Annotated in this window: 11 protein-coding genes and 1 tRNA gene; 3 read left to right on the plus strand and 9 right to left on the minus strand. The window is 41.0% G+C overall.

What is annotated here, in order from left to right:
- Positions 1–213: 213 nt before the first annotated feature.
- The 9 genes from lptB to FTV43_RS06500 form a co-directional block, all read right to left on the minus strand.
- Complete coding sequence (lptB, locus tag FTV43_RS06460) at positions 214–981, minus strand: LPS export ABC transporter ATP-binding protein (protein ID WP_179995139.1); 768 nt, start codon at positions 979–981, stop codon at positions 214–216.
- Complete coding sequence (lptA, locus tag FTV43_RS06465) at positions 981–1547, minus strand: lipopolysaccharide transport periplasmic protein LptA (protein WP_004973072.1); 567 nt, start codon at positions 1545–1547, stop codon at positions 981–983. Before lptA ends, lptB begins: the two co-directional genes overlap by 1 nt.
- Entirely contained in the window at positions 1537–2079 is a 543-nt protein-coding gene (gene lptC / locus FTV43_RS06470) for an LPS export ABC transporter periplasmic protein LptC (protein ID WP_004973071.1), read from the minus strand. Before lptC ends, lptA begins: the two co-directional genes overlap by 11 nt.
- Positions 2080–2119: 40 nt before the next feature.
- Positions 2120–2659 (minus strand): HAD family hydrolase, encoded by a 540-nt coding sequence (locus FTV43_RS06475; protein WP_004973069.1) that lies wholly within the window; start codon positions 2657–2659, stop codon positions 2120–2122.
- Positions 2660–2662: 3 nt separating this feature from the next.
- Positions 2663–3640, minus strand: a complete 978-nt coding sequence (locus FTV43_RS06480; RefSeq protein ID WP_004973067.1) for a KpsF/GutQ family sugar-phosphate isomerase — start codon at positions 3638–3640, stop codon at positions 2663–2665.
- 403 nt (positions 3641–4043) lie between these two features.
- Positions 4044–4119, minus strand: a tRNA-Gly gene (locus FTV43_RS06485).
- A gap of 65 nt (positions 4120–4184) precedes the next feature.
- A complete protein-coding gene (cysS, locus tag FTV43_RS06490; protein WP_154320668.1) occupies positions 4185–5606 on the minus strand; it encodes a cysteine--tRNA ligase in 1422 nt (473 codons plus the stop codon).
- A 199-nt stretch (positions 5607–5805) separates the two neighbouring features.
- A complete protein-coding gene (locus tag FTV43_RS06495; protein WP_179995140.1) occupies positions 5806–6918 on the minus strand; it encodes a beta-ketoacyl-ACP synthase III in 1113 nt (370 codons plus the stop codon).
- Positions 6919–6948: 30 nt separating this feature from the next.
- A complete protein-coding gene (locus FTV43_RS06500) occupies positions 6949–10908 on the minus strand; it encodes a DUF3418 domain-containing protein (RefSeq protein ID WP_179995141.1) in 3960 nt (1319 codons plus the stop codon).
- 375 nt (positions 10909–11283) lie between these two features.
- Between FTV43_RS06500 and ahpC the strand changes: the two genes are divergently transcribed.
- The 3 genes from ahpC to FTV43_RS06515 all read left to right on the plus strand — a co-directional run bounded on the left by ahpC (position 11284) and on the right by FTV43_RS06515 (position 12917).
- Positions 11284–11847, plus strand: a complete 564-nt coding sequence (gene ahpC / locus FTV43_RS06505) for an alkyl hydroperoxide reductase subunit C (RefSeq protein WP_004973058.1) — start codon at positions 11284–11286, stop codon at positions 11845–11847.
- A 345-nt stretch (positions 11848–12192) separates the two neighbouring features.
- Entirely contained in the window at positions 12193–12510 is a 318-nt protein-coding gene (locus FTV43_RS06510) for a hypothetical protein (protein ID WP_257224098.1), read from the plus strand.
- Positions 12511–12710: 200 nt separating this feature from the next.
- Complete coding sequence (locus tag FTV43_RS06515; protein WP_004973053.1) at positions 12711–12917, plus strand: hypothetical protein; 207 nt, start codon at positions 12711–12713, stop codon at positions 12915–12917.
- Positions 12918–12923: the final 6 nt, after the last annotated feature.

Genomic DNA, 12923 nt, shown 5'->3' on the forward strand with positions numbered 1-12923 from the left:
GATCAATCAACCAGTTAAATAAAAACTTGATAATTATAACGTGTTTAGCGCTCTAACGTATTTAGAGTTATAGCTTATTTGGACTGATAACCACCATGAAAAAACCTTCTATCCTCAAAGGTATAGAAGGTTAAATAATGTTTACACGACTTTCTATTCTACAACTTATGCAGTAAGCATACGAAAACCAATAACGGTTAGAACATTCAAGCTTTAAACAAAAAAGTCTTCACCCAAATAAACTTCACGCACAATTTCATTTTCCAGAATTTCTTGCGGTGTACCCTCTGCAATGACTGAACCTTCGCTAACAATATAAGCACGTTCACAAATGGCTAAAGTATCACGGACGTTATGGTCGGTAATTAATACGCCAATGTCACGATCTTTTAAGGTACGAATGATATCTTTAATATCACCGACTGAAATGGGATCAACCCCTGCAAACGGTTCATCTAACAACATAAACTTAGGGTCTGCGGCCAAAGCACGTGCAATTTCAGCACGACGACGTTCACCACCTGACACACTCATCCCCAATGAATCTTTGATGTGTGTGATTTTAAAATCTGCCAACAACTCAGCCAAACGCTGCTGACGTTGTTGTTTGTTTAAATCTTTGCGGGTTTCCAAAATTGCCATAATATTTTCAGCAATGGTCAATTTTCTGAAAATAGAAGCTTCCTGGGGTAAATAACCAATACCCTTACGTGCACGTTCATGCATCGCAAGATCAGACAAATCCAATTGATCTAAATGGATTTCGCCTTTATCCATACGCACCAAGCCCACAACCATGTAGAAACTGGTGGTTTTACCCGCACCGTTCGGCCCAAGTAACCCGACAATTTCACCACTTTTCATTTCAAATGAAACGTCTTTAACCACCCAGCGCTTATTATAGTTTTTGGCTAAATGCTTAATACACAAAGTCTGCTGACCGTGCTGGACGCTGTCCTGTGCTGCGCTCGTTTGATCCATTAATCACGCGCTCCCGGGAATGATTTTGAACTTGATGGTGGAATCACAATTTTTACACGACCCGCTTCAGAACCAGTTTTGTTCGGTGTACCAATCGCTTCAACATCGCCTTTGTTCATACTATAACGCAAGGTATTACCACGAATACTGGCTCCATCTTGCTCTAAAAGTGCGCCACCCGTTAAGGTGATAATGCCTGTTTCAGCATTGTAAACAATCTTTTGCGCCTGACCTTTGGCAAGCCCTTTGGCTGGATCAGTCTTTTGCTGGAATTGCGCAGGTCTGCCCGTTGCCGTAATGACACTAATTTCTTTTTTGCTGTTCAGATTAGCAACAATCGAATCTGCCTGCAGTTTCATGGTGCCCTGTTCAATCACCACATTGCCTGTATAAGTGGTGACGCCAGTACGTTCACTAAAGGTCGCACGGTCTGCCAATAAAGTAATAGGCTGACTGCGGTCTGACGGAATTGCCCATGCACCTGCCGATGAAAGCACCGCCAAGCCCACAAGTGCTGCTTGTTTTATCAACGCTTTAGGAGCTGTAAGCTTAGATTTATGGTTCATACTTTCCTCGAATATTAAAAAATTCGTATTGCCCGTCATTTAAATTGGCTTTTAAGCCCTGACTGATAAAATCAGCCTGTGGAGATTGTACAGTCACTTGTTTTTCGGTACTGATTTCACGTGTTTTAGGAAACACATTCAACTCGACTGTTTCAAGCGTCAGTTTGCCTTGAGCGAGTAACTTGGTTGCTAGCACTTGATCTGACAACACAACCTTTTCATTGTCATTAAAACCTTGTGCCTGTTTAGCAAAAAAAGTGGCATCCACCGCGCCCGCTTTATACATAGAGGCATTCAAATTTTCCAGCTTAGAGGTTTTTTGCTGCATGTCTTGCTCTAAACGGTCAATTTGCGCACGCACATATAAATTGCCCTGCTCATCTGTTTGGGTCAGATGAATTTGCTCTGCACTATAAGTCATAGAGCGAGCAGCGTCAGTTTCCAGTTTTTTGCCTTTACCGCTGTAATAGTAATAACCACCACTTACAGCTGCAATTGCAATCGCAGTAACGTATAAAACTTTAGTATCCATAAGTGGGGCTGTAACTCAAACCTTTGAATGTATGACTTAATTAATGAGGGATGCTGAGATATTTTTCAAGTAAGCTTTGGTACACACCTTTGGCGGTTAAAATCATATCGCAGATTTCACGTACCGCACCGCGCCCACCCATGGCCTGTGTGACTAAATCGGCACGACGACGCACTTCAATATGTCCATTTGGCACTGTGACTTTCATCCCTGCAATCGAAAACGCTGAAAGATCAGGCCAGTCATCGCCCATATAGAGACAATCTGCAGGTGATAAACCTAACTTGGCACAGGCTTCCTGCAATGCAGTGCCTTTATCTTCACGTCCTTGGTAGACCAAATCTACACCTAAATCGGACATGCGTTTTTCGACAATATTACTTTTACGACCCGTGATGATAATGACTTTAACACCTGCTTGTTGCACCAGTTTCATACCTAAACCATCACGAATATCGAATGATTTAATTTCATCACCGCTGTTGGTTAAGGTGACAAAACCATCACTTAGAATTCCATCGACATCTAAAACCAAAGCTTCAATATGACGCGCTTGCTCTAATAAAATATAAGATGCCATTGTTTAGTTTACCCCTGCTTGAATCAAGTCATGCATACTGATCACACCAATGACTTTATTGGCATCATCCACCACCACAAACTGATTGATTTTACGGTCACGTAATTGCTCTAAAGCTTCAACTGCACGTGCTTCTTGTGAAATCGTTGCAGGATGTTGAGTCATCACTTGCCCAACTTGTAAATTCACATCAAAGCCCTGTTGTTTATCAATTAAACGTCGTAAATCACCATCGGTGAAAATGCCTAACAAGACGTCATTTTCATCGACAATTGTGGTTAAACCTAGACGTTTGTTTGAAATTTCGTATAACACTTTGTTCATTGGTGTATCTGGTGCAACTTTAGGTAATTCTGTACCGGTATGCATCAAATGTTTCACATGCAATAACAGGCGCTTACCCAAAGCGCCTGCAGGATGTGAACGAGCAAAATCATCGGCAGTAAAACCACGTGCATCAAGTAACGCTACAGCCAATGCATCACCTAATGCCAAGGTTGCAGTCGTACTTGAGGTTGGTGCTAAACCAAGTGGACAAGCTTCCTGAATATTGCCTAATGTTAAAGCGACATCAGCATTTTGTGGCATCGGCCCGCGATCATCACCGCTAATTGTGATTAGAGGAACTTCCAGATGTTTGATGAGTGGCATCAACATCATAATTTCATCACTTTTGCCGGAGTTGGAAATGGCAATTAAAACATCACCCCGTACCAACATTCCCAAATCACCATGCCCTGCTTCACCCGGGTGCATAAAGAAAGACGGTGTGCCTGTAGAGGCAAACGTCGCAGCCATTTTACGACCAATATGACCTGATTTTCCCATACCTGTGACCACAACACGCCCTTTGCAATGCAACATGATTTCGCAGGCACGGCTAAAACGCTGATCAATTTGCGTCGCCAAGACTTGTAATGCTTGTTCTTCTATTCTTAAAGTGTCTAAGGCTACAGATTGGAAATCAATGGTATTTGACATGTTTGGCATTCAACGTTCAACTTAAATTGAGTATTTTCTACACCTCAATAAAAGCGATTTATTGAAGCACATTTAATTTTCGCAATTTTAGCATATCTATGCAATTCTACACTTTGATTCTGCGTGTGTTTTTTGTTTTAACGCATTTTTGTATGCTGTTTTAATTAACTCGCTTTTTGACTCGAGTTTCAAATGAAAAACAATCATATTTGAGCTTAGGCTATTTATTTTATTGATTCAAAGTTGCAGATAAAGCTAAAGATAGAACTAGCTCAGAAGCATATTTCAACGAAAATGCTCTAAAAATTATGGATCAAACCCATCTATAAAGCTGACTGCAAGCAAGCTGTAACAAACAGCCATAAAAAAACGCTTATCTTTTGATAAGCGTTTTTTAAAATTTTGGAGCGGGAAACGAGACTCGAACTCGCGACCCCAACCTTGGCAAGGTTGTGCTCTACCAACTGAGCTATTCCCGCAATATGGAAGTGAATTATAGAGAATTTCATACAACTGTCAACTCTCTATGCTCCTAAGTGCTCAATTAATCAGCACGACGCCATACTGTACCTTGACGGGTATCTTCCAAGACCACACCTTGATCGAGCAAAGACTGACGAATTTCATCAGCACGGGCGAAATCTTTGGCTTTTTTGGCATCCTGACGTTGCTGAATGAAGTCTGCAATGGCTTGTTCAGATAGACCTAAAGCGTCCTGACCAATATCAGACTTCAGGAATTCGTCAACATCATGCTGCACCAAACCTAAAATATTGGTCAAATGACGCAAAGTCGAATAGTACACCGCCGCCTGATCTGCCTGCTGCTCTTTTACTGAACGGTTCAGCTCTTTATTGACTTCAAACAGAACTGCAATTGCTTCGGCTGTATTAAAGTCGTCTCGCATTGCGGCATTAAAACGTTCCACCAAAGCCTCATCTAACTGCTCAACTGTTTGCGTACCGTACGCTTGTTGATAAGCTTTAAATGAGTGATAGAAACGTGATAATGCGGTTTTGGCTTCTTTGAGTGCTACATCGGAGAAGTTTACAGGGCTACGATAATGCGATGACACAATAAAGTAGCGGATCACTTCAGGATGGAATTTTTCCATCACATCACGAATGGTGAAGAAGTTACCCAATGACTTCGACATTTTTTCGCCATCGACATTAATAAAGCCAACGTGCATCCAGTAATTTACATACTGCTCACCTGTTGATGCTTCAGACTGGGCAATTTCATTTTCATGGTGTGGGAACATTAAGTCTGAACCACCACCATGAATATCAAAATGATTACCTAAGCAGCAAGTCGACATCGCAGAACATTCAATGTGCCAACCCGGACGTCCATTGCCCCACGGCGAAGCCCAAGATGGTTCATTTTCTTTGGCATGTTTCCACAAAACAAAGTCAAATGGATGCTTTTTGTCGACTTCAACATCAACACGCTCAGACGCGCCCGCCTGCATGTCTTCTAGCTTGCGACCTGAAAGACGGCCATATTTGTCAAATTTTTCAACCTGAAAATAAACATCGCCATTACTTGCAGGATAAGCTGTGCCTTTATTGACCAAATTACCAATCATATTTTGCATTTGATCAATATATTCAGTGGCACGTGGTGCAGCATCAGGTTCAACACAGCCTAAGTTTGCCGCATCTTCATTCATGGCTTGAATAAAACGATCTGTTAAAGCTTGAATGCTCTCGCCATTTTCATTGGCACGTTTAATAATTTTGTCGTCAATGTCGGTAATGTTGCGGACATATTTCACATTCCAACCTTGACTGCGCAAAAAGCGAATGATGTAGTCAAATGCAACCATAACCCGCGCATGCCCGATATGACAGTAATCATAAACCGTCATGCCACAGACATACATGTCGATATGTCCTTCTTTACGCGGAACAAATTCAACTTTTTTTCGTTGCTCTGAGTTATATAGAACAAATGGTTGCATAGGTTTTCAAAATAGGTCTATTAAAAGATGCTCCATCTTAACCTAAGCATTATTTTTCATAAAGTTTTTCGATGTTTTTATTCTGTATGTGTCTGTGTGAAGAGAATATCGCGGATGATCCAAGCCTTCTCCCGAAGGAGAAGGAACTTTTTAATACCTGTACTTAGGCGTTTGCTGATCTTATACGGTTTGGCAAAGCTTATGCAGCATCACGTTTTTGTACCAAAATCGCGCCAACTGAATAGCCTGCGCCAAATGAACACAAGACACCATATTCACCGTTTTCGACTTCGTGTGCAGTACGGTGTAAAGCGATAATTACCCCTGCCGAAGAAGTATTGGCAAACTCATCTAAAATAATAGGTACTAAACCTGGTTGTGCTGCTTCTTTACCAACCACCAATTTCAAAATGAGTTCGTTCATGCTGGCATTGGCTTGGTGCAACCAGAAACGCTTCACCTCGGTTGGCGCAATCTGATTCTTTTCTAATTGCGCAGTAATCATTTTAGCCACTAACGGACAGACTTCTTTAAAGACTTTACGGCCATCCTGATGGAAGCGTTTATCATCAATATCTGCATTTTCACTTAGGTTTAAGAAACCGAAGTTATTGCGAATATTGTTAGAGAACTGGGTGAACAGGTTCATATCTAAAATTTCAAAACCTGCTTTTGTATCTGTCTCTTCTAAAATTGAAGCGGTTGCCACATCACCAAAAATAAAGTGACAGTCACGTGAGCGGTAATCGTTATGCCCTGATGTAATTTCGACATTCACCAATAACACGCGACGCGCGCCTGCTTTAATCGCATCATGCGCTTGCTTAATGCCGAAAGTCGCAGCAGAACACGCCACGTTCATGTCATAGGCATAACCTTGAATACCAAGCGCAGTTTGAATTTCAATCGCCACTGCAGGATAAGCACGTTGCAAGTTTGAACAAGATAAAATCACTACATCGATATCTTCTGCAGACACACCTGCATTTTGCATGGCTTGTTTTGCAGCAATTACGCCCCATTCCGCTTGTAGCGAAATTTCATCATCGCCACGTTCACGTAAATTTGGACGTAAACGGTTAATGTCCAGAATACCTGTTTTTTCTGACACATAACGGCGTTTTACCCCAGAGGCTTTTTCGATAAAGTCAGCACTTGAGCCACGACGTTCTTCAAGCTCACCTGCTGCAATTTTGTCAGCATTGAGCTGATTATACTGTTCCACATAAGCATTTAAACTTTCGACCAATTCTTCATTGGTAATAACATCTTCTGGGTGATAAAGACCAGTACCTGTAATGCGAATGCCCATGTAAAACTCCTTCTAGAAATTACTTATATCTTAACTGATTCCGAGCTTTTCCCATACTTTTTGCAGCCGAGTTGCAGAAATTGGCATTTTGGTTTTCATGGGTTGAGAGAACAGCGATATGCGTAATTCTTCCACCATAAAGTACAATTCCTTGAGTCGGGCATCTTGTTTGTGTTTAAACAATTTGTCCATCCAAGGGTCAATTTGGGCGATGGCAGCATCGTCTCTTTGCAAGTTGTTGGGTAAGCGGTCTAAACGTAATAACAACGCTTTCAAATAGCGCGGATATTCGCTCCACACCTCTACAGGCTTGCTATACACAAAGTCTGCCAGATGCATTAAGTCCAGCTGATCTTCAATATCATCCATATTTTTGGCAAACACGGCTTCATCTAGCATAAGGAGCTGACGGCGGATGTCTTGCCAAGCAATATAAATTTCATTAAAGATACGCAGCGTGGTTTGACCATGACTGAGAAAAGTCTTTTTTACCTCAAGCTGCAAGTTTTGAAACTCTTCCAAGTTGACTGGCACGTCACAAATAATGCTTTGCAAGGTCGCATAGATCAACATTTGCTCAAGTTGTGCTTTATCACCCAAAGGTGAGTACGCCAAGGCCAATGGTTTGGCAATTTGCTTTTTCAATTGCCGTGATAAATCGCCTAATTGCACATGCAGCAAACGAATCACCCCTTCACGATGCTGATGAATCGCCTCGCGCTGATCATTAAAGGTTTGAATCACCACACCCGATTCATCTTTTTGTGAAAGTTCTGCAAAAGCTTTACTTGGTACCAACGCCTGATATTGCTTAACCACTACGCCCGTGACTTTTTGCGAGGCTTCAAATACAAATCGTTCAGGGAAGGTTTGGAATTCGCCGTGTAACTGTTTTACTGGACTGTGAGTTTCGGTACGGCAACGCGCTTTTAATTCAGATAAATCACGCCCTTGCTCAATCACCCGCCCTTTTTCATCTAACACTTTAATGAACGGCAATAAATACGCATCTACTCGCTCAAAGCTAAAGTCTTTTTCGGTGATGTGCTCTGCGCGTAACTGGAATGCCAAAAAGCTAAAAATGTGCTCGCGTAAATTTACCGCATCAACACGTTGTAGCAACTTTCGAGCTGTGTCTGGAATAGGCACCAAATGACGACGCTTATCTTTAGGCAAAGTCTTGAGCAAGGCTTCAATTAAATTTTCACACCAACCCAGAACACCCCACGACCAGATATTTTCATCGACCTGTGCCAACGCTTGCACTGGAATTTTAACGGTTGCGCCATCTTCATCATGGCTGGGGTCAAAACGGTAACTGGCCGCCAAGCGCAGCTCACCATTACGCAAATAGTCAGGAAATTGCTGCGTGGTCGGACGATCATTCAGCCAAAGTGCATCATCTTCCACAAATAAATAACGTGGATTTTGCGGCTCTACTGTGGCACGCCAATCTTCAAAGGAACGACGGCTTGCAACTTCTGCAGGTACTTTGGCGGCATAAAATTGATAAATAGTTTCTTCATCAACCACTAAATCACGACGACGTAATTTATCTTCAACCCGTTCCACTTCTTCCAGTTTAAGCAGGTTGTGTTTTAAAAATGGTGGGGTAATGCCCAAGTTGCCTGTGGTTAAAGCATCACGTAAGAATATTTCATGGGCGGCTTCCTGATCGACCTTTTCGTAATTGACAGGACGTTTCGGCTCGATAATTAGACCAAACAGCGAAATCTGATCATAGGCATTCACCACGCCTGCTTTTTTAGACCAATGTGGTTCAAAATAGTGATGCTTCAGCAAATCACGTGCAGCCAATAAAATCCATTCAGGTTCAATTTTTGCCAAAGTACGTAGATACACTTGCGAAGTTTCTACCATCTCAAATGCCATGACCCACGGTGTATTGGTTTTATGCAAAGTCGATGCAGGGAAAATTCGTGCTTTTTGTTGGCGTACCGCGATAAACACATTGCGCTCATCGGTTTTATTGGCAATAAAAGAAAGCAACCCTGTTAATAACGCCCGATGCAGATTTTCATAACTGGCTTTTTTCTCATTAAACGACAGTTTTAAGCCACGCGCCAAATCCACCAATTGTTCATGAGTTTTCTTCCATTCACGTAAACGCAACCAACTTAAAAAATGCTGACGGGCAAAAGTACGACGTTTGTTTTCACTCATGCCATCACGGTTTTCGTGTAAAGTTTCCCACAATTTTAAATAGAATAAAAAGTCAGAATCTGCTTCACGGAACAAAGCATGTTTTTGATCGGCTTGCATTTGCTTGTCTGCAGGACGTTCACGCGGGTCTTGTACCGCCAATGCCGCTACAATAATCAGGACTTCATTTAACACCCCAAAATGCGCACCGCCTAAAATCATACGTGCCAGTCTTGGATCAATCGGCATTTTTGCCATTTGCTGACCAATTTTGGTTAAGCTGCTGCCTTGAAGCTCACCTTTATTAGAGCTGGATTTAGCGGAAGTATTGGGATTAGAGTCATCCCCGTGTGTAGCAGAGCTACTCACTCCATCTAAAAGAGGGGCTTTACCCTTCTCAATCATCGCACCGAGTTCAATCAACAGTTTACGCCCATCATTGACTAAACGATGATCTGGCGGCTCAATAAAATCAAAATCTTCGAGCGTACCCAAGCCCAAACTTTGCATTTGTAAAATGACCGATGCCAAGTTGGTGCGTTTAATTTCAGGTTCAGTAAACTCTGGGCGACTTAAAAAATCTTCTTCTGAATACAGGCGAATACAAACGCCTGGCGCAATACGACCACAACGTCCTTTACGCTGATTCGCTGCTGCCTGAGATACTGCTTCAATCGGTAAACGCTGCACCCGTGAGCGATAGTTATAACGTGAAATACGTGCAAAACCGCTATCAATCACATAGCGGATATTGGGTACAGTGAGTGCGGTTTCAGCGACGTTGGTGGCAATAATAATGCGACGACCACCACCTGAAGGATTAAAGATTTTTTGTTGTTCCGCCAAAGCCAGACGCGCATACAACGGTAAAATTTCAGTATGACGCGGTCCATGCTTATGCAAGGTTTCTTGCAGCTCCCGAATTTCCTGTTCAGTACTGGCAAAAATTAGAATATCGGCATGTTCAGGATGACCTTTTTCCTGTGCATCGGCAAAGCATTCTTCTACCGCTTGCACCACTGCGCGTGGCAAGTTTTCTTCAAAGTCATCAAACTCATCATCATCACTACCACCAATGCTTAATTCAGAAATTGGACGATAACGTACTTCGACAGGATAGCTTCGACCTTCGACCTCAAAAATAGGTGCGCCGTTAAAATAGTTACTAAAACGCTGCACATCTAAAGTTGCAGAAGTGATGATGACTTTTAAATCAGGGCGACGTGGCAAAAGTTGCTTTAAATAGCCCATAATGAAGTCAATATTTAAAGAACGCTCATGCGCTTCATCTATAATAATGGTGTCGTATTTATTTAAATAACGGTCATTGACAAGCTCTGCTAACAAAATACCATCGGTCATTAAACGGACAATTGAATCTTGCGAACCCTGTTCATTAAAACGAACTTTAAAGCTGATGGACTCGCCCAACTTTTCGCCAACTTCTTCGGCAATACGCTGAGATACACTTCGCGCAGCAAGACGTCGTGGCTGAGTATGACCAATTAACCCCGTTAAACCACGACCTGCCAACATTGCAATTTGTGGTAACTGTGTGGTTTTCCCCGAACCCGTTTCACCCGCCACAATAATGACCTGATGTTGCTGAATTGCAGTAATCAACTGTTCGGCAGATTGAGTCACAGGTAAATCTTGATTCAACTTGATATCGGGAATGCGCTGCGCACGCTCCAACACTTTTAAATTAGATTTTTCAAATAATTCCTGATATTGCTTTGGATTGGCATCTTTGCCTTTTCGTAGTCGATTTAAACGATGACGATCACGCGCCAAAACGAGGTGGTCTACATTTAAATGACTCTGCACAGAATACGCTTCCTAACCAAAACACAAACGCGTATTTTACGCTGTAATGCCTTTAAGCGAAAGAACAGTGATTTAGAATGCGTATTTAAAAAGTTTTAAATCCCCCCTTGAATTTCAAAATAGCATCCCCATATAGATGTATGTTCACCAATTGCTTGAAATGGGTTGTATTTGAACCTGAAAAATAGGTTGTCATGCAATCATCATCATTTTGAGGCCTAATAAAGACTCAATAATGCTGTGATGAAAGTGTACGCTTTTTACATACTCATTTGTTTTTCCGATGCTAGTAATGTAAAAATACCATTTCAGCAATAAAACAAAATTAGATACTCTATTGCCAACGAAATACAAACCTTAATCATGGAGACAATGATGAGCTTAATTAATACTGAAGTTAAACCATTTAAAGCAAATGCATACCACAACGGTCAATTCATTGAAGTAACTGAAGCTGATCTTAAAGGCAAATGGTCTGTAGTATTCTTCTACCCTGCTGACTTCACTTTCGTTTGCCCAACTGAGCTTGGTGACCTTGCAGACAACTACGCAGAATTCCAAAAATTAGGCGTTGAAATCTATGCAGTTTCTACTGACACTCACTTCACGCACAAAGCTTGGCACGATTCTTCAGAAGAAATCAAAAAAATCCAATACGTAATGGTTGGCGACCCAACTTGGACGCTTTCTAAAAACTTCGAAGTATTAATCGAATCTGCTGGTCTTGCTGACCGTGGTACTTTCGTAATTGATCCAGAAGGTAAAATCCAAATCATCGAAATCAATGCTGGCGGTATTGGCCGTGATGCTCAAGAACTTCTTCGTAAAGTTAAAGCAGCTCAATACGTTCACGCTCACCCAGGTGAAGTATGCCCAGCTAAATGGAAAGAAGGTGATGCAACTTTAGCCCCATCTATCGACCTAGTAGGTAAAATCTAAGTTTTAGATTAAACCACTCAAAAAAACCACGCATATTTTGCGTGGTTTTTTTTAATCAGAACATCACCCTTTTCTACCTTATTTATTCATATTTCATCTCTAGAATAGAAAATGTAAAAACATTACAACACTACAATCGAATCTGTACCGGTAACAGTTATGAGATTTATTTTTGAGGGCTGTTCTATGAAAAAATTATTTTTACTTTCAACATTAATAGCATTTTCAGTGCCAGCTTTAGCTGATTTCAACTGTAATGGCAGCATTAAAAATCGAACTATTGATGATAATGTCAAAGTGCATAAACAATGTGTTCTTGATCATGTGACTATTAAGGGCAACCTAATGTTGCATTCCAACTCACATACGGCAATTAAAAATAGTACGATTGATGGCAATTTAGAATCTAAAGGACAATTTAGCCGAGTAAATGCTCAGGCCAACCGTATTGATGGCAACATTCAATTAGAAGATGGCCGAAATATTCAACTCAGCTCCAATCGTGTCGATGGCAATATTCAGCTAAAAGACAATACTGGCAGTATTATTGTTAAAAATAATCGTGTTTCTGGTAATTTAGAATGCGAAGATAATCGCCAAAAACCTACTGGCGGTTCTAATCGCGTTTCTGGCGATAAAGAAGACCAATGTCGTCATTTATAATGCTTTAAAAAGTAAGAAAGCAGATTTATAAAAACCACATCTTATGATGTGGTTTTATAACTTTGATCAACAACACAGCATAAAATAAGATCAAATCTATTTTTACAATTCTGTAATACTTTTTATTTCACACTTCACTTATGTTCAAAATAAGCAGATTAAATCTGTGAAAAATAATATAAAAAATAAAGGAGTTGCTTATGGGTAAAACACTTGCCGTGACATCCTGGACATACAGTGCATCTTCACGTTATTTAAAAATATTTTACGAAAATGGCTCTGGGGATTTATTCCATCCTGTACCACAATTTATTTATGACAACTTATTAAGACGCAGTGATAAAGCAGCTTTTGTGAGTAAATATTTAGCATACGATTTAAGCTTTAACCGTATTTCCATTCAATAATTGATT

The sequence above is a fragment of the Acinetobacter sp. YH16053 genome (assembly GCF_013417035.1).
Classification (GTDB): Bacteria; Pseudomonadota; Gammaproteobacteria; order Pseudomonadales; family Moraxellaceae; genus Acinetobacter; species Acinetobacter towneri.